This is a genomic window from Plectonema cf. radiosum LEGE 06105, from assembly GCF_015207665.1.
GTDB lineage: Bacteria > Cyanobacteriota > Cyanobacteriia > Cyanobacteriales > Nostocaceae > Rivularia > Rivularia radiosa_A.
In genome coordinates, this window is record NZ_JADEWL010000023.1 from 1 (window position 1) to 19588 (window position 19588).

The 19588-nt window shown below is 38.7% G+C and carries 16 protein-coding genes; 14 read left to right on the top strand and 2 right to left on the bottom strand.

Annotated elements, in window-relative coordinates; all coding sequences use genetic code 11:
• A partial coding sequence (locus IQ247_RS09960) for a hypothetical protein (protein WP_228059621.1) occupies nucleotides 1-968 on the top strand: 968 nt, incomplete at its 5' end.
• Nucleotides 969-1066: 98 nt separating this feature from the next.
• The gene (locus tag IQ247_RS09965; protein WP_193919455.1) at nucleotides 1067-1423 is read left to right on the top strand and encodes a hypothetical protein; all 357 of its coding nucleotides are present in this window, start codon (nucleotides 1067-1069) and stop codon (nucleotides 1421-1423) included.
• A gap of 15 nt (nucleotides 1424-1438) precedes the next feature.
• On the opposite strand, the gene IQ247_RS33370 is transcribed toward IQ247_RS09965, so the two are convergent.
• Both IQ247_RS33370 and IQ247_RS33375 read right to left on the bottom strand, forming a co-directional pair.
• Nucleotides 1439-1561 (bottom strand): hypothetical protein, encoded by a 123-nt coding sequence (locus tag IQ247_RS33370; protein ID WP_375341222.1) that lies wholly within the window; start codon nucleotides 1559-1561, stop codon nucleotides 1439-1441.
• Nucleotides 1562-1598: 37 nt separating this feature from the next.
• Nucleotides 1599-1829, bottom strand: coding sequence for a Uma2 family endonuclease (locus IQ247_RS33375; protein ID WP_322745480.1), 231 nt, complete (start codon nucleotides 1827-1829; stop codon nucleotides 1599-1601).
• Nucleotides 1830-2150: 321 nt separating this feature from the next.
• On the opposite strand from IQ247_RS33375, the gene IQ247_RS09975 reads away from it, so the two are divergent.
• From IQ247_RS09975 to IQ247_RS32490, 12 genes are all read left to right on the top strand, one after another.
• Nucleotides 2151-2903 carry a Uma2 family endonuclease gene (locus IQ247_RS09975; protein ID WP_322745481.1) on the top strand — a complete coding sequence of 251 codons (753 nt, stop codon included), beginning with the start codon at nucleotides 2151-2153 and terminating at the stop codon, nucleotides 2901-2903.
• A 205-nt stretch (nucleotides 2904-3108) separates the two neighbouring features.
• Nucleotides 3109-3498 carry a hypothetical protein gene (locus IQ247_RS09980; protein ID WP_193919457.1) on the top strand — a complete coding sequence of 130 codons (390 nt, stop codon included), beginning with the start codon at nucleotides 3109-3111 and terminating at the stop codon, nucleotides 3496-3498.
• A gap of 124 nt (nucleotides 3499-3622) precedes the next feature.
• Entirely contained in the window at nucleotides 3623-4093 is a 471-nt protein-coding gene (locus IQ247_RS09985; protein WP_228059622.1) for a DUF885 domain-containing protein, read from the top strand.
• Between the two features lie 297 nt (nucleotides 4094-4390).
• Nucleotides 4391-5110, top strand: coding sequence for a hypothetical protein (locus tag IQ247_RS09990; protein WP_228059623.1), 720 nt, complete (start codon nucleotides 4391-4393; stop codon nucleotides 5108-5110).
• Nucleotides 5094-5387, top strand: a complete 294-nt coding sequence (locus IQ247_RS09995; RefSeq protein ID WP_228059624.1) for a hypothetical protein — start codon at nucleotides 5094-5096, stop codon at nucleotides 5385-5387. The genes IQ247_RS09990 and IQ247_RS09995 overlap by 17 nt, the downstream gene beginning before the upstream one ends.
• 275 nt (nucleotides 5388-5662) lie before the next feature.
• Nucleotides 5663-6526, top strand: coding sequence for a hypothetical protein (locus IQ247_RS10000; protein ID WP_193919459.1), 864 nt, complete (start codon nucleotides 5663-5665; stop codon nucleotides 6524-6526).
• A gap of 24 nt (nucleotides 6527-6550) precedes the next feature.
• Nucleotides 6551-6958 (top strand): hypothetical protein, encoded by a 408-nt coding sequence (locus IQ247_RS10005; protein WP_228059625.1) that lies wholly within the window; start codon nucleotides 6551-6553, stop codon nucleotides 6956-6958.
• Between the two features lie 38 nt (nucleotides 6959-6996).
• Nucleotides 6997-7785, top strand: coding sequence for a hypothetical protein (locus tag IQ247_RS10010; RefSeq protein WP_193919461.1), 789 nt, complete (start codon nucleotides 6997-6999; stop codon nucleotides 7783-7785).
• 81 nt (nucleotides 7786-7866) lie between these two features.
• Nucleotides 7867-9162, top strand: a complete 1296-nt coding sequence (locus IQ247_RS10015) for a DNA cytosine methyltransferase (protein ID WP_228059626.1) — start codon at nucleotides 7867-7869, stop codon at nucleotides 9160-9162.
• 695 nt (nucleotides 9163-9857) lie between these two features.
• Nucleotides 9858-10001: a hypothetical protein gene (locus IQ247_RS32485; RefSeq protein ID WP_228059627.1), complete on the top strand. Its 144-nt coding sequence runs from the start codon at nucleotides 9858-9860 to the stop codon at nucleotides 9999-10001.
• A 486-nt stretch (nucleotides 10002-10487) separates the two neighbouring features.
• Complete coding sequence (locus tag IQ247_RS10025; RefSeq protein WP_193919463.1) at nucleotides 10488-19184, top strand: putative Ig domain-containing protein; 8697 nt, start codon at nucleotides 10488-10490, stop codon at nucleotides 19182-19184.
• A 125-nt stretch (nucleotides 19185-19309) separates the two neighbouring features.
• A complete protein-coding gene (locus IQ247_RS32490; RefSeq protein ID WP_228059628.1) occupies nucleotides 19310-19459 on the top strand; it encodes a hypothetical protein in 150 nt (49 codons plus the stop codon).
• Nucleotides 19460-19588: the final 129 nt, after the last annotated feature.

Sequence of the window (19588 nt, forward strand, 5' to 3'; positions counted from 1 at the left end):
GAGGGAGAGAAGGAGGGAATACTAACGAACAATTCCTCACTCCCGTTTCCCCACTCCCCCACTCCTCCACTAAAGCGCTCCTAACCCCCGGAACGCGAATCGTAGTCGCAAAAGATGATCGAGGGTGGACTGGTTACGCTGGGATAATCATGTCCGAGTGGAACAATGATTTCTGGGTGTTGCTCGATCACGTAGTTACTCAAGGAATGGACACTAAGCAGCTGTTCAAACCCCATCAACTTCAGCCAGAATCTCTTCATACAGTTATAAAACCAGCTTCTCCCAAGGAAATGTTTATACCACCCGAAGTTGAGCAAAAAGTCGCGGAAGCTTTAGTACAACGAGATAAAGAGAGAGCCGAAGAAGAATTGGGAAAATTTGTAGAAATTCGCGATGCAGCGCTAAAAGCAGCAAAAGAGGAAATAATTGCGGCGCAAAAACACGCGACTCAGATGGAACAAGCTAAACATGAACTAATCGAGCAGTTAATAGCGAAGGAAAACGAATTGCAGTCTGTACGTAGTTTAGTAGATCAAAATAACCAACTCCAACAACGAATAAAAGACTTAGAAAAAGCCCTCGAAGATTCTAATAAAGATAGCTGGGGAAATACGTTTAACAAACAAGCTGCGAAGGTGGTTAACAAGGAGTTGGAGAAAACTATCGAGCCATTAATGTCGGAAGTTGAGCGCTTGAATAATGTACTTTTTCAAAGAGAGCAACAACTAACTCAACTTCAAGCACATAGTATAAAACAGCAAGAAGAATTGCAGCAGAAGTCAAAATCTAATTCGGTAATTGCTGAGTTTGGCGAAATTGGAGAAAACCTTGGTTGGAATGGTTGGAGTGGTAAAGGATACCGAACAAAAAGTGGAACGCTATATACAGGGATTCATGCTCTAACTGCTTTTATTTGTGATTTGAAAGCATCGCATCCTAATTATCAAGGGCAGGAAATTCCCTTCTAAATTAAGTAAAAATTGGATTTTTGTAAAACCTTGCCTTTAATTCAAAATTAATGGCACTGAGCTTCGGCATGATAAAAAATCTTCCATAAATAAGTAATATGCAATTGCTAAAAGAGCCACAAGTCAATACGAAGAAAATCCCTCGTTGGTTAGCAAAATTTATCTTATATCAAACACAAAATAATTCTAGTCAACAAATATTTTTTGAACTGCTAGAGCCAATGTCCCCAGAAGAATGGTGCATTATTTGGATACCAATTATTCATCCCGGAATAGAAGTTCCAACACCCGGTAAACGAAGTCCTCACGGCTATATGAAAGCTTGTAATGCTACTCTTTCGTACTTAACTGGTTACAACGAAAGAACGATTGAAGGTTGGTTTTATAGTAAGTCTTATCATTATTCTGTGGGAATTTTATTACGGTGTTTTCATTTAATTTTTCAATTGCACTAAACCTCTTACTACCTATTACTTATTAATAATTTGTTCTACCAAAATAGAAAAATCATCAAATGCAAGGGGTTGAATTGTTCCGCTAGTAAGTGTAAATTTAGTTGCATAATTTCCATCTAATGGCTCTCTAAATACCACTAAATGCAACTTTTTCAAATTAACAACCCAATATTCCTTAATCCCTGTTTCGTGCCAAAATTTTACTTTTTCTCTCTAAATCTTTCTCTAAACTGGAATTAGAATACTCAATTACCCAGAAAATATTTTCTACATAAGGGTGATGTTCTCGGTAATCTCTTCCTAAACGTTGAACAATTGCTAAATCTGGTTCGGGTTCTGAATCGTTGGGTAAAGTAATTGGTTTGGCATGGCGAATTTTTGCACGTTTACCTAATAATTCACTCAAATACTCCCCTGCTTCATCGCGCTAAGTAAGCATGAGGCTCCCCTTCTGGTGATATTTCGACTACTTCTCCTTTGAGTAATTCAACGCAGGCGTTCGCGAAGCGACTCCTCTGGAGTTTCGCGCAAAATTCCTTTCTCAATCATCTGATGGTAATCTTCAACTGTCCATTTCGCAGCAATAACAGTCATGCCACTTGCTTCTCCCCATAATGGTTTTCTAATCCTACTCTATTTTTTCTTAGGTTCTGTGCGTCTAAGTAGTTTTTGATTGGTTTTCCGGTGAGGAAGTTAACTTAGATTTTATACTGAACTTGCTTCGGGTATGACGTTAGCAACCGATAGACAATTTAACTGTAATAATAAAACTGAAGCCATATTGGTAACAGCCATGCCTTCAGATAAATCTAAACTTATAGAACTACCAAGCACTGACGAATTAGCTTGCTCGGACGATATTCCAGTGGATAACGAAGACCAAAATTTTCTGCCCAACATTCTACTGTTCCTGCTTAACTCAATTTGGGCAAACCGCACTGATTGGTTTTTCGGCGTAGATATGGCAATTTACCATACAGCAGGGGTTAATCCAAGAGTACCTGTAGTCCCAGATGGATTTCTCAGTTTGGGAGTAGAACGTAAAAAAGGTGGAAAATCTCGGAGGAGCTACGCTGTCTGGGAAGAAGATGAGGTAGTCCCGACATTAGCGTTAGAAATCGTATCGTACACTCCAGGGAACGAATATGATGAAAAATTAGAAATTTATCGAAAACTTGGCGTACTTTATTACGTAATCTACAATCGAGAATATTGGCAACGCGACCGACATCAACCGCTTGAAATTTACAAGTTGGTAGATAGTAATTACCAACTACAAATAAGCGAACCATTATGGATGCCAGAAGTTGGTTTAGGTATTGGCAGACATCAAGGTGTTATTGCTGGAATTCAACAGGAGTTTTTGTCCTGGTATGACGAAAGTGGAAATCGCTATTTGACGGCAGAAGAAAGAGCAGATAATTTAGCACAACATCTACGTTCTCTTGGCATTGACCCGTCGAATTTACCCAGTAATTAGAAATTTACTTTCATCAAATTACAGCGCCAAAATTCTTCATCCTGGTGCTTTTTTTGAGCAGATTAGCTACCGAATAATTACGTATAACCTTGTACACAAACGGATATTTTATTGTTTAATAAAAGTAATTAAATACTTTAACTAAATGAAACTGTTTATTTAGTTAAACATCAGAATAACTGTAGATTAACTTACAGATTGATTCATGAAATATGTACACAAACTTTACACTCAGTCGTCTTTAGCTAAAGAATTGAACGTCAGCACTACAACCGTTAGAAACTGGTGCAAGCTAGCTGACATCAAAATCCCAAAAAGAAGAAGCTTTTTCAGTTGCTTCGATTTAGAGCTATTAGCTTGTTTTTACGTGGCTAATCGATTTCTAAGAGTCGGTCAGTTCGATTATCTGCAAGAAGTAGTTAACAGAGGAGGATTGAAATTATATGTTCAAGAAGTTCGACGGACTGACTTGTATCGCTTCTTAACTGAGTTCTTAACCCCCCAAGAACAAGACTATTTTTTTGTAAAAATTTTGATTGAAAAGTTGCAAGAGGAGAAAAGCAATGAATCTGTCAACAGCGGTACAGCAGCTTGAAATACCCCTGGGTGATTTCAAAGCTATTTGTTAAGCGCTACATATCGCAATCGTTAACAACTCAATCGACGATAAAAGTTTGAATGAGGTAAAAGTATTTGTTGATGCTTGCAAAGAAAGAAATATGACTATTTCTGAAGGTATTCAAGAGATAGTACGCTTGAAACAAGAAGCCCAAACCCAAGAAAAAGCTTTGGGTGAAAGATTCAATTTAAAGGAATTTTTTAAGCAACGCATCGGCACCTCTCCAGAAGAATTAAATTCTGGTAGCTATCATTACGACCTTTATCAGTTGTTGTTGAAATCCCAATCAATATCTCAGGTTGGTTACGCATTGTTTAGAGAGGCGTTTCTACGTCAAACCCAAGATTTGATAATGAATGGTACGGAACAATCATCTATAAATCAAAATCAAACAGCTGCTGGTTTTGATAAGGCTTTTGATACTATCGAAACTCAGTTCGAGCAAAATTTTTTGGGGACATCGGTAAATTGGGGGGAGGAGGAACATCCGATGTTAGCAAGTTCTCAAAAAACAGCCCTACCTTCAGCACAGAAGACCAATACATCAACATCCCCGTCGTCGAAGAAGTAATTGAAGCTGCACCTAAATTAGCAACCGCAACTGTACAAGCAATCGCGCCGACAATCAATAAAGCCGTAGTTAATGACCGACAAATTATTACCGATTTTATGACTGAAGGGGGATTTCTTGCAACGACTGCGGCAATAACTACAACTTGTACCGTTGCAACAATTACTGTATGTGTTACCTCTCCACCAAAACCAGTTTTCTTCAAAATTATGCTTGGTGGGATTGGCGGGACTATTTTGGGAGGATTTATTGCAGTACTTATCTTAAGGCACTATAGAAAGGAGGTTTTGAGTAACGATGCTTTCTTCAGATCAACATCCGAATTATCAAAACAATCAACTTTCAGAAGATGACTTTGATAAAATATGGGTGCCAAATCCTCATGGGCAAGTACAAGATAGTGCTGCAACACATGGGTTAATAAATAGTATTAAATCCGGAAGCTTAGATTCCTTGCTAACTAATCCCTGGTTGATGTCGATTTTTGTGGCAACAGTAATATTGGTTGTTATTAGTGCGATCGCAACAGTTCTTTCAGGTCAACGTTCATCAGAAATGAACCCATCCCAAGAAGCTTATTCTACACTTTTGGAAAAATCCCAAAATTTAGATGCAGCTGATAGCAACTTTCGAGAATACTTGACCCGCAATGATTATAGCTCTGGATTGGTAAGCAATCCTGGTTTATTACAAGCTGTGGTGTTGGAAGCGAGCGCGAGATATAGTAATCGCATGATTGCCAGCCAAAACAATCCCCAAAATCCGGCTTATAACCAACACGAGGAAGTAATTAATCACGGTTCTGAAATTGAAGCACTAAAACGGATTAATCTTGGTGCGTCAGGTAAAGAAGCAGAACTAAAATATGTCGATCCAAGTAGCGGTTCCTGGGTAACAATTCCGATTGACTCAGCAGAATTAGCAGCCAGCGGTTTGGTTAAGCTGAATATTATCTCGATTAGTTGTTGGCTCCTGGGTTACTCAATTCTTTTTAGGAGGATTGATTGCAACTCGTAATCCTCGACAATTACCGCAAAATACATCAACAGCAGTCCGATTCGGTCATGGCGTTGTAAATGCTGGTAAACCTGTCGCTAACGGCGTTTGGAATGGATTTGGTCAAGTTGCCACAGGTGCGGGAGATAGTTTGGATAGGGCTGTACGTTTCCAAACTGTTGAATCTAATAATTGGCAGCAATCACCTGTCAATGTGAAACAGCAACAACCCACTACCACTTTACCGTTGACTACTTGGACTGGTGATGGTGGATATCAATCTGTAGGGAGGAAGTAAAACATGAGTTGGGTGAGGATTCCTACGTCGAGTTTTCTTATTACCAGTACTGTGTTTGTTGTATTTGTTTTGGATATGGCGAGTCCTGGATATGCTTCGTTTGCTTTAATCCCAAATGTGCAACCTTACATTGCAACACTTGCTACCGATATCCGTTCGGATATAGAAAATTTGACACGCTCTGAATCCTCAATCCCACTCCCCTATAAAATTCAAGCAAACTCCGAACCATTAAACTGCCGAACACTATTAGATGCTTACAAAAAGAGTGCCAAATGTCATTTCGAGCGCCCGAATTACTCAAATATCTCCCATTAGAGATTCAGTATCAGGAAATCAAGGTATCCGAAGAAGCATCTCGTCAACTTCAATTATCGATAACACGAGGGCGTATCTGTTGTTTTGGATTGTCTTTAGTTATGGCGATCGCTATAGTTCACCCCGGAATTAACCAATGGTTTGAAGGTAAACTCCAACTCAATCGCATCGCTGGCATAAGTGTTTCAACTACCTCCAATAAACCAAAAGAAGCCGATAAAATAGCTGCTGCGCTTGTCAATTACGCACGCAGCCAAAACTGGGAAATACGAACTGGAGAACGCCGATACAACATTTTTTACGTCCAAGGTATGTTTCCTTCGGGGATACAAAATGAAAATGCACCCAACCAATTTAATGATTCGAGGTTTTTAGTTGAAGTAAATCCGACTCCCAGACTGATTGGAGCTTGGGAGGCATCTATTGAACCGGGAAATCATTATACTAAGCAGCCCATGAATAGTGATGGTGCAGCACACATACAAGTACCGGGACATTACAAAGCTTGGCGAATAGGAAAACATAAAGGTCGTGAGATTGCGCTAGTCCAAGTTGCACCAGTAAATATAATCCGGGATTTCAATCGTAATAGCAAAGTTGACAAGGAAGATAAAAAGGAATATTCCATAATCGGAGCAAATCAACATAGCGCAAGCGACCAAAAGTTTGTTGACAATGCAAGCGCTGGATGTCCGGTAGGACGTACATCGAAAGGACATCAAGAGTTTATGAATTATTTACGTCAAGATGTGGATTATCAAGCAGATAATAATTTCATATTTTCAACAACTTTTATCCAAGCAAAAAACTTAATTTTTTAACATTTAATAGGAGAAAAACTATCTATGAAAACAAAAAAATATCTTTCTTCAAGCGATTATTATTCGTACATTAAATCCGATGCTTGGAGAAGTAAGCATTATCACTGGCTAAAACAATCTGGCAATAGATGTTCAATGTTTCCTTGGATAAGAATAGGCAAATATGCCCGTAATAAATACGGTAAATACAACATACATCATACAGGTGTTGGCTATCGGCATTTAGGACAGGAGGAATTAGGAAAAGATGTACTTCCGCTTTGCCCGTTTGCTCATTGGTTAATTCATGGTGGAAGAATGAAAGCGAAAGCGCCTTGGCAACCGAATCTTATTCAAAAGTCTTTGCATTTATGGTGCAGCTTTCCACTGATTATAAAACAACTATTTTTCTTGTTTAGTGGTTTATTAATAATATTTTATTTAAGAGCATGAATAGAATTATGTAGTAGTGTTTTATTTTTCTGTAGATAATGAAAGATTCAATAAAATTAGGATACAAATGGGATTTACTCAATATCCTATTACTATTGTTAATTACAAGCTTTGCACTAAGTAAACCAGCAATTAAGTTTGTTTCTGATGGCGTAGAAAATATCTCAGAAATTAACGCTTCATATTCTGGGAAGTTAAACGATTTATTTGCTAATAATTATTCTATAGGTGTATTAGCAATTTGTGCAGCTGAAGGAAACTGTGAAATTGATGGTAGTAGAACAAAGCTTTATTCAGGTCATATTGACCCAGGAAATGGGGTTCTCAATAGAGGATGGTGTAGCGACCAAGGTAGAGGTGGCACAAATTTAGAAAATGCAGATACTTTATGTTTAAAAAGAACCAAAAGCCGTATTCCTAGATTAGCAAACAAACTTCAAATCGCTGGTATAAATCCCGAACAAAATATCGAAGCATTTATCAATAATTTAGACCAGTGGAATCAGGCATCACCTCGCGTATCTGATGCTTTTCCTAAAAGATATGCTGATGCTTTGAAGAAAGGGTTAAAGAGAAAAGAAGCTATTTTATGGGCAAGAGTAGAAGCTTTTCGTAAAAATAATGGAGAGCTTGAAGCAGGTAATTCGCGAGTTGGTTTGTTTTCAATTTGTGCTAACTCTCAAAATACTTACTACACTACAAAATTACAGCAATATTCAATGTGGTCGGAACGTTGGCGTTGGAATTGCATTGCTTTAGATCAAAGGCGAAGGTTAGAAGCTATTAATCAAGTTTTGATGAGAAATGAGAATAGTTTGAATAAATAAAAATAACTAATGATATTAACATGGCTATGAAGTTATTCTATAATATATGTATAAGAATTAAATCTATATTTTTTCATTAAAATGTTATCAAAAAGCAGGAAATTGGTAGTAAGTTTATTCTGTGGAGTTGGCGGTTTGGACTTGGGTTTTCAGTCTGCTGGGTTTGAAGTCGCAGTTGCCATAGATAATAATCCCAAAGTTTTAGAACTATATCAAATTAACTTCCCAGATACATTAGTTTTGTGTAAAGATATTGGCGATATTTCAGCAGCAGAGATTAGAGAATTTATTCAAAATAAATATTCAGATTGGGATGGAGAAATTGCAGCGGTTATTGGCGGTCCTCCTTGTCAAGGTTTTTCTGCTGCTGGTAAGCAAAACCTTGATGATGCTCGCAGTCAGTTAGTAATCAAATTTATCAGTTTGGTGGTAGAACTAAATCCATCGATGTTCGTAATGGAGAACGTTCCTGCTATCGAATGGAACAAATTTTCTCATATTACAAGTAATGCAATAGCTCTCATAGAAGAACACTATTTTCTGTCTAAATGGTTGCTTACAGCATCGGATTATGGTGTACCCCAAAAACGTCAAAGGGCGATTTGGGTTGGTTCTAAGTTTGGCGAGGTTGATGCACCGTACCAAAGCAATAGAAGGTTCAGTGCGGGGGAGGCGATACCGAAGGTGAGCGTCTTTGAGGCAATCGTCGATCTATCTTATATTCCGATTAATTCTCAAACAGACACCTGGGAGTGGAATTCTGAATGGGGCGAAAAGGGAGAATATGCCCAATACCTAGAGAAATTTTTCCCTAATTCGTCTAGCTCACAAAAAGATATTATCAGTGGTTGTAAAGCAACTGTGCATACAGTAGCCACCCAACAAAAATATGCCGATACCAAACCTGGAGAGAAAGAACCGACGACTTGGGCTTATCGACTTTCCAAAAACGGTTTCTCTCCTACCCTACGTGCTGGAAGTGGAAACAGAACAGCTGCACGTCCAATTCATTACGAACAAGCGAGAGTTATAACAGTTCGCGAAGCAGCGAGGTTACATAGTTTTCCAGACTGGTTCGATTTCGGGACGAGTAAGCTTGCGGCACATAAAGCTATAGGTAATAGCGTTCCACCATTGCTGGCTTATGCAATAGCGCAAACGTTGAGTGTTGAGTTAGAGCAAAAATTGCCGTATAGAAAATCTGCTCTCAAGACACTTTCAGCAAGCTCGTTTTTCGCATTAATTCATGCGCCAAGTTTTGCTTACATAAAGACTGTGAGCTTTTTAATGCGTTCCGTTCCACTTGAGGGAGCGATCAAAAAATGTTCGGGTAATAAATATTCGCTACGGGAAATTATTTTTGTTGATGATTCATAGGACCACCCCGCCAGACGTTAACTTTTATTTTCTATAATTTTTTAGGCTTATTGGTTTTAAAATAATTTAACAACCAGTAAAGTTGTGTTGCTCAAAACTATTTTGAGACTAATTATAAAACGACGCATCATACTTACTCCAAAATTTACAAGGAAGCTAAATACTCCAACCTTTTTCGCCAATTTTCATCATGTCGCAGGGTCAGAACGGTATAGCTGGTACTATATCTCAAGTTATCTCGTTCAATTGTGTCTCGCTTTCTTTGTTCGGAATTATCGTGAACTGAACGTCGCAGAAAACAGCAATTTCTGCCAAATGATAAATAAAATCTGGTATTAATGTTACCTTACTTACGCAAACCAAAATTGTCATAGCGACCGAAACGCACTGTAGGGAAGCAATCCCTGTGACTGTGGAGATTACGTCGCTACCGCTCGTAATGACGTAATTAGGTTACTTTTGCGTAAGTCCTATTATACTCTCTTTACTTTATCTGCATTTTTCCGCAATTATGATAAAGCTTTAGTTAAAAAAATATAGAACCACGCAAAAATACTAGACTTTGATGATGATAATAGGTTACACAGTAGAAAGTCAGTAATGTTAGCAGTTAATAGCTCATATTGTTTAATCTAATTCAATATTTTGTCGGTAAATTGTCTTCTTTTTAGTCTAAAAAAGCAGTATAAATTAAGATGCAAGTTAATAAAAAACTAGAACTCCAAGAATTGGTGATGCCTGCGGCGGGCGGAGCCATCGCAATCGCTGCGAAAAATCTCAATCCCACAGTCCTGAATCCAGACTTTCTTAAATGTACGGGAATTATACCGACTGATTGAGAATTAGCACGACAGCCAGTTTATACAATTAAGCGACACAGCTAAATTTCCAAAAATTTCCAGATAAATCAGTGTCAGCTATTCTATTTTCTGGTGATTTCAACTATCAGATAGCAGGGGATAATCCAAAAGAAAAAAGAATCGATTTGCAACAAATAATTCAAAGCTGGTAAACTGATTTGGGAACTTCCCAGAAGCTGATTGAAGACAAGTTATTGTCATCTGTTACTAGAATACTACATATATTTCCAGTTATGTCCTCACTATTTTAGCGACTTGATTAATAATTAATTGCAGTCAAGATAATTCGTGATTAATAATTCATAATTAATAATTAGTAATTCGTTAAATTTATCCAATTAGGTAGTATTTTTTTCAGTAAAATAATTAAAATAGTTTCTGCCTCTGCCTAGTTTCCAATGAATTAAAAATATTAAAAGCGTCCTCAGTCAAAATTTTACAATAGATTTAAGTGAGAATCCAATAATGGAAAACTTAGAATCAAATAACTTTCTCAATCAGTCCAGTTTATTCGCAACAAATAATATTTATTCTATTGGTGCTGAACCCTCTCCCTTTGAGGCACCATTTACATTAAATAACAGGCAGAGCTTTTCTTCTAGTCTTCCTCTTGACGAAGGAATCATACATGCTTTTGATTCCTCTGGAAATTATCTACCCTCACAACTAATAAAAGGTATTCAGTTTCCATCATTTACAAGTACTGTCTCATCGTCAAAAGATTCTTCGCTGGGTGATTTTTTTGTAGTAAATAAAGAAACTGGTATTTTTTCGGAATATACCAATATAAATAACTCACTATCGCGCGCAATTTCCCAAATAAAAAACTCCTTAGAAGATTTTTTACAAGAACCAGATTATCTTCAGAAATTGCAAATACCTTTTGGTAAACAATGGCAACCAGAAACCGCCACGACTTTGATTAGGGACTTTATAACTGGTAATTACTTTCCTTCTATAGAAATTGTTGAACTTCAGTCTCAGGGGGCTTTCAGTCAACAGACAAATACTATTTATCTGGCAAAATCATTTTTAGAAGCGAATCAATATAATGTTGAAAAAATTGTCCCAGTTATCACCGAAGAACTGGGACATTATCTAGATACACAATTAAATCCAAGTGACAGTGATGGAGATGAAGGAAAATTATTTTCTCTGTTAGTTTCTGGAAGTAATTTAACATCACAACGAATTCAAGATTTAAAAGTAGAAAATGACTTTAAGAATATAATTTTAAACGCTCAAACATTATTAATTGAGCAATCCACGAATGATATTGTAGGTACATCCGGACGGGATAATTTAGTTGGGACTTCTGGGAGCGATCGCATTACTGGTGGATTTGCAGCTGATACAATCTTCGGTGGTTTGGGTAGCGATACATTTGTTTACAATAATATCCGTGATGCTGGAGATATCATTAAAGACTTTGAACTCCGCACAGATGTCATCGACCTCACGGGGGTTTTAAACAGTTTTGGATACAACGGGGTAAATCCCATCAGTGATGGTTATCTCAAATTTAGCTCCTATTCTGGAGGAACAACAATTCTCCTAGATAGTGATGGCAATAGTAGTTTAACTGCTAGACCTTATCTCCAGATCGAAAATGTTACGCCAAATCAAATCAGTAGTTTTCCCAGTCACTTCCTTCCTCGGCAAACGATTCAACCACCGACTATTAAATTAACTTCCGATAGTGATAGTGGTATTAGCAACATTGACAATATTACCCGCGATCGCACTCCGACAATTACAGGTAATACGGAAAATAATGCCATAGTCCAGCTTTATAACGGTTCGACATTGCTAGGGGAAACCACTGCAAATAATACAGGTGCTTGGCAAATTACCACAGGTGAATTAAACGATGGGACGCAAAATTTCACTGCGATCGCAACTGATACCGCTGGTAATGTTAGTTCCCTCTCCCTACCATTAAATGTTGTTATCGATACAGTTAATCCATCGTTTAACCTTACCAACCCAATTGATACAACTCTCCTACAAACTGGTGCGAGATTGACGGGTAATGTTGATGGGACAGGTTCGGGTATTGCTGCTGTTAGTTATCGATTCGATAATTTACCAGAGATACCTTTGGTGTTTAATGCTGGGGGAGAGTTTGACCAAGTAATTGATTTAACTGGGATTGACAGTGGCGATCGCATCCTCACAATTACAACTACAGATATTGCTGGTAATGCCACCACAAACCAGTTGAATGTGACTATTGCCAATGCGGGTGGTGCTGGAAATAACGCTCCCGAAATTATCAGCCAACCAGAAACCGACTACATTATTCTGCGTAACACCAACACGAAAATCAAGGGAATTGAGTTAGGAACAACTCAAGCAGGTTTAGCAGAAATTCAAGGTCAAGCATTCTTGGATTTTGATAGAAATGCTGTGCGTTCAAAAGAAGCTGGTTTGGATGGGTTTGTAGTGGAATTAGTCAACTCAACTACAGGGGAAATTATCGGAACCCAGGTTACTCGCAGTTTTGATGTGAATGGGGATGGTAAAATTGACCCCTTTTCAGAACAAGGATTATACAAATTTACCAATCTCCAAGCAGGAAGTTACCAAGTTAGACAAGTCTCCCAAGATGATTGGAGTTTAACTTTACCAGCCTCTTCTACATATAATTTGACTTTAAATGGTGGTGAGAGAAGAGAGGGTATTGATTTTAGCAATGCTCAAAATTATGTTTACGAAGTACGAGGAATCGACGCAGATAGCGATACCCTTACCTACAGTTTAGTTTCCGCACCCCAAGGAGCAAGCATTGATAGCCAAACAGGTAAATTAATTTGGACTCCACCTGCAACTGGGGAATATGCTTTTAAAATCAAAGTTGCTGATGGGAAAGGTGGGGAAGATATTCAAGAGTATAAATTAAATGTCCTCGACCCGAATCGCTTACCCAGCATTTCTTCTAACCCAGGTGGGAATGCGACTGTCGGACAAAATTACACCTACCAAATAATTGCTGATAATCCCGATTTAGATGGTTTAAATTTCCAGTTAAATCAAGCACCCCAGGGAATGAATATTTCCCCCGATGGTTTAATTCAGTGGACACCGCAAGGAAACCAAATCGGCGCTCAACAAGTAAAATTATTAGTTAAAGATGACCGGGGTGGTGAGGTTGAACAGGTATTTACGATTTTGACCCAAGGAACACCCGCAAATCCTCAGCCATCGGGTAATTATGCACCTGTAATTACTAGTAAGTCTATAGAAAATGCTATAGTTTCGCAACAGTATACCTATGATGTTGATGCTGTTGATGCCGATGGGGATGTACTAAGTTACTCTTTAGTAAATGCTCCACAAAATATGGTCATAGACCCAATATCTGGAGTGATTACGTGGAATACTTCAACTCAAACATTAGGAACCTACAACGTAACTGTTCAGGTTAAGGATAATCGCGGGGAAATTGATAATCAAACTTTTAGTGTAAACTTAACAAATTCGGAACCTGGAACGATTCAAGGCTTTAAATTTAACGATCTGAATGCAAATGGTATTTGGGATATTGGCTTTACACCCACTACTGGTTCTCCTGCGAATGTCACCCTCACAGGTAATTCTGTTCTACTAGAAAACAATACAACAAGACTTGAAGTCAAAGGAGGATTAGCAAACAATGGTCTAATTCCTTTTGATGGTTATTTTAGATATATAGATACTCCAAGCAATGAAGAGGTTACTTGGTCAATAGACCCTGTACTTCGTTTTTCTGATGGTACTACAAAAGTTCTGAGTAATAGCTCAGGTGGTGGATTTGGCTCTCCAAATGTCATCGATGATGGGGTTGTCAGGAGTACAACCACAACTAATGGAATTGTAGTTCAAGCAGACACAACACTGATTGGTACAAATGCAAAGACAACTTTTACATTTAGCGGAAATCAGCTTGATGGTACAACATTTATTTTTTATGCCGAGAATGATATTTTTAGCTTTTCAGACGATACAGCTGCTTTTACAGGGTCAATTGCTGGCAATGATTTAGCCCTGTTTATGTATGACACCGCAGCAGGTGGTCTTTCGGTTCGGATGACAACCGAGACTGGACCTGGTTCTAAACTAACTTCATTTGGTTCTGGAAGGTGGACAGGTTTTGGACAAGCACTAGAACAAGGAAATTTATCAGTTCTTTCTGCAAACGCTTCAAACTTTGTTAGGACTGGTGATATTGGGAACGCATTTGCATTTGAACTGACTGGTTCAAATGCCAGTTTAGTCATTAATTATGATACAGATCCACAACCTCCTGAACCTGGTCTTGAAGGATGGGTAATTTACACTGATGATAATAATAACGGTAAGCGTGATGATGGTGAACGCTTTGCAACTACTGATGCAAATGGTAGCTACACATTAACTGGATTGGCTCCAGGTACTTACAAAGTCCGCGAGGAACTAAAACCCGGTTGGCAACAAACAGTACCTCAAGACAAAATTTACGAATTGACTGTTGCACCAGGTAATTCGGTTACTAATATTAATTTCGGTAATTATCAAACACCCGATCCCGCAACTAACTCCAATCCATTTTTTACTAGTACCGCTCCTACAAATGTTATCTCTAATGGCTTATTTCGCTATAATGCTTTCGCTAGAGATAGAGACGGAGATGTTCTAAGCTTTGATTTGTTGGAAAAACCTGATGGCATGGCTGTAGATGCATCAAAAGGTGTGGTAGTTTGGAGACCTACAGCAAATGAAATAGGAATCCAGAATGTTGTTTTGCGGGTACAAGATGGACGCGGAGGTTCTGCAACCCAAACTTTCCAAATAAATGTCGGTGATGGAGTAGATAGGGAATTACCTACAGTTCAATTTGGTTTTAGCAGCAATCTTGTTAACATCGGCGAAAGCGTCACTTTCCAAGTATCTGGTACAGATAATAATGGTATTGCCAATATTGCCCTAACGATCGATGGAAATCCCGTCACTCTCAATGCAGGTTCTGCGACAGTCCAGTTAAACAAAGCTGGTGTATTCCAAGTAGTGGCAACTGCAACCGATACCGCAGGAAATGTAGTTAAAAAAGATTTATCTCTGCGCGTACTTGACCCCAGCGACACTAATGCACCAACAGTTGAAATTATCAGTCCCCAAACCAATAAAACTATTACCAGCCTCACAGATATTGTTGGTAGTATCAGCGATGATAATCTGGAATTTTACCGCGTAGATTATGCACCTTTAGACCAAGTTGATATTAATAATCTGGCTGCTGTTGACCCAGATTTTGTGACTATCTCTGAAGGTAAAACTAATGTTAATCGCTCGATAATCGGTCAATTTGACCCGACTGTATTATTCAATGGTAACTACGTACTGCGAGTCACAGCCCAAGATTTTAGCGGTAATATTAGCTCGCGAGGAGTTTTTCTGGGTGTTTCCGGTGACAACAAACTTGGTAATTTCCGACTTGAATTAACCGATTTGTCGATTCCATTAGCGGGAATTCCTATTCAAATTAATCGAGTTTACGACACACTCCAAAGTAGTTTCTCCGGTGATTTTGGCTTTGGTTGGAGTTTGGGAGTTAAAGATGCCAAAATTAAAGAATCAGTACCATTAACGGATGCCGAAAAACAAGGTGTACCATCACTATTTGGCGCAAATCCCTTCACTGCTGGAACAAAAGTCTATTTAACCAACCCCGAAGGTCGTCGTGTTGGCTTTACCTTTGACCCCTATGTCGCTGGTGGTAGCTTGTTGGGTGCATTTTGGAAACCCCGCTTTGTTGCTGACCCTGGAGTTTATGACAAGTTAGAAGTTGATGACATTAACCTGCAACAAAGGTCAGATGGTAGTTTTGGTTTATTCTTGATTCCCTTTGCTTATAACCCCTCGGAATATAAACTCACTACCAAAGACGGTACAACTTACGAGTATGACCAATTTAAAGGTCTGCAAGAAGTTAAAGACCGTAACAACAATACTTTAACCTTCCGGGATAATGGTATTTTCAGTTCTACAGGCGCTTCTGTTGAATTTCTGCGGGATACCCAAGGACGAATTACCCAAATTAAAGACCCCACAGGTAAAGCAATTCTTTACGGGTACGATGCGAGGGGGAATTTGGTAAGTGTAAGCGACCAAGCAGGGTTGGTTTCCCGTCACACTTACTTAAGCAATCCCAATTACCTAGAGCAAATTATTGACCCACGGGGTAAAGCTGTTATCCGCACCGAATATGATGCAAAAGGTCGGGTGACAGCAACTAAAGATGCTTTAGGCAATACTATTTCTAGTGATTACAACGTTAGTGCAGGTGGTTCTACCCTCACCCAACTCGATGCACTTGGTAACACCACAACAACAATACGCGATAGTCGTGGTAACGTGACCTCGGTTATCAACCCATTAGGTGCAGTCACTCAGTCAAACTATGACGCAAACAATAACCCGATTAACATTACCGATCCTAGAGGGTTTAGCACAACTCGGAAGTTTGATGCTAGGGGAAATGTCAGTAGTATTACTGATGCTTTGGGTAATACTCGCAGCTTCACTTACGACCAATTTAATAACATTACGTCGGAAATTGACCCGTTAGGACGCATAACTCGCTTTGTTTACAGTACTAACGGTAATTTAGTTGAATTGATTGATGCTACAGGTACAAGCAATACTTTTGCTTACGACAATCTCGGTCGAGTTAGCAGTTTTAATGATGCTAATGGTAACACCACCACTTTTGGTTACAACGGTACAAATTTGGGTAAACCAACTCAAGTAACCTTCCCAGATGGCAGTACGCAACAAATTGAATACAATCAATTTGGTCAAATTAGCCGCTTAGTTGACGAAAATGGTAGCGCTACAGAATATGTGACTGATGATGTTGGACGGTTAATTGTTAAACGCGATGCTTTGGGTAATGAAACAAAATACACTTATGATGCCCAACTTATTAGCAGTGTTATTGACCCATTAGGTAACGCAGTTAAGTATGAATATGATGATGCAGGTCGCTTAATTCGACAAATCGACCCATTTAATGGTGTAACAGAGTTTGGTTATGATGCTCTTGGTAGACGCATTCGCGAAACTGACCCATTGGGACGTACAACCACCACAACTTATCGAGAAGATGGTTTAATTGCAGCAGTCACAGATGGGAATGGTAGCACTACTTCCTTTGAGTATGATTTAGCCGGAAACCAAACTGCGGTAATTGACCCATTAGGCAATCGGACAGGTTTTGCTTATGATGCATTGGGACGGCAAATTCGTAAAATTGACCCATTAGGTAATGTGGGGAATTATGCTTACGATGCGGTAAATAATGTAATCCAAATTATAGACCGTAATAATCGCCAGCGTACCTTTACTTATGATGGGGTTAATCGTCTAGTTCAAGAAAATTGGCTGAGTAATAGCACCCCAAGCCGAACAATTAATTTTACCTACGATGCTGTAGGTAATTTGGTTAGAGCTAACGATGCTGATAGTACATTTGCTTTCAACTACGACAGCCGGGATAGAGTTACCCAAGTCAACCAAACTGGTGTATCTGGATTAGTACCAGTGAGTTTGAATTATACCTATGATGGAACAGGCAATAGAACATCAGTTAGTGATAATTTCGGTGTTCGGGTTAACTCAACTTACGATGCGCGTAATTTACTAACCAGCCAAACTTGGCAAGGAACAGGTATTGACCCAGCACGAGTTAATTATTCCTACGATAGTAGAGGCGATCGCACTCAAATTCAACGCTTCTCAGACCTGGCTGGTACGCAGCTTGTTGGTAGTAGCAATTTCAATTATGATGCACTACAACGGTTAACTGGTATCACTCACTCTAACGGTACGGGTTCTACCTTAGCTAACTACAGCTATAACTATAATTTGGCAAGCTTCTTAAACAGTGAAACCTACAAAGGACAAACTACAAATTACACTTACGATAGAGCTAACCAATTAACTAATGCTGACAGGTCTTTACTCCCAGACGAAAATTATACCTACGATGCGAATGGCAACCCAACGGGTAGTAGTTTTGTAGTTGGCGCAAATAACCAAATATTATCCGATGGTCAATTTAACTACATTTACGACAGAGAAGGTAATTTAGCAACCAAGACCAATATTTCGACAAGTATTACTACCACCTACAACTACGATTTCCGCAACCGATTGATAGGAATTGTAGATAGAAATACAAGTGGAAATATAACCCAGTCAGTAGAGTTTAAGTATGATGCTTTTGACCGTCGGATTTCCAAAACAGTTAATGGACAAACAACATACTTCGTCAATGATGGCGATGAATTATGGGCAGAATTAAATCCAGCAGGAGAAATTATTAGTCGATACTTGCAAGGTGCGGATGTTGATGAGTTAATAGCTCGTTATCGCCCAAGTGAAGGTACATCTTGGTATCTAACAGACAGGTTGGGAACTATCAGGGATATGGCGAATGCTGTAGGTAATTTGGTTAACAGTATCAACTACGATAGTTTTGGGGAAATTCTTGGTCAAACCAATCCTAATCTGGGAGATAGATTTACTTTCGCTGGTAGGGAATTCGATAGCGAAACTGGTTTATATTACAACCGCGCTCGTTATTATGATGCGAATTTAGGGCGGTTTATCAGTCAAGATCCAATAGGTTTTGGAGGACAAGATGCAAATCTTTACCGTTATGTGGGCAATGATCCTGTTAATGCAACCGATCCAAGTGGACTAGTTGCAGCTCTGGAATATAGCCGCAGGTTAGGTGAAATTTTCGGAAAACCTGTTGAGCTTGGAGTATCAGTTAATCCGTATGAAGTCTCAGGTGCCACAATTGGTTTTCTTCAGGGGTTTGGCGCAACCAATCTAATATTTATTGGCGAGGTTTTAGGTCTTGCCTCTACAAAAGGTTCTCCACTCGACCAAACTGATTTTAGTACAGCGCTTAACAATACAGAGAAAAAAATGCAGGAAATTGTATCTATTTACAAAATACTTCAAAAACTTGATAATAAAGGTTTAGTGGGTGGTTTTGTCAATGGTGTAAACGTAAATGTAAGTCTCAAAGTAGTTGAAAAATTCAAATTTAAGATACCTAAACAAGGTGGGTTCAAGAATGGCTATGGATTTGGAATAGAATACATAAAGGATAAATTAAACATCCCTAAATAAAAAGCCAGAAAACGAAAACTAGCATGGATAAGGCGTAAACTCAATACGTATTCAGGATGTGCGATCGCCTTTGGTGTAGTTTGCCATTAAGAGTAATTTGGGGCGATCGCATTTCTAGGTGAGGTATGGAAAATGCGATCGCTGTCGAATTCACCTTAATAAAAATGGCAGGCGATCACTTTTTCGTGATTGGGGAATTGATTGTTGAGAATGCGATCACCATTGTATATTTTGTAGAGAATGAAAACGATCTAGATGATGAGTTCTATGCTTGAATTGCCTTTCACATATTATTTTTGTAACAACTCGAAAAATGTTTCTTTATCAATGCCAATATCTTGAATCATTCCCATTAGATTAGAGTACCTTTTTTTAGGTCTTTAATTTTGACTAAAATATTACAG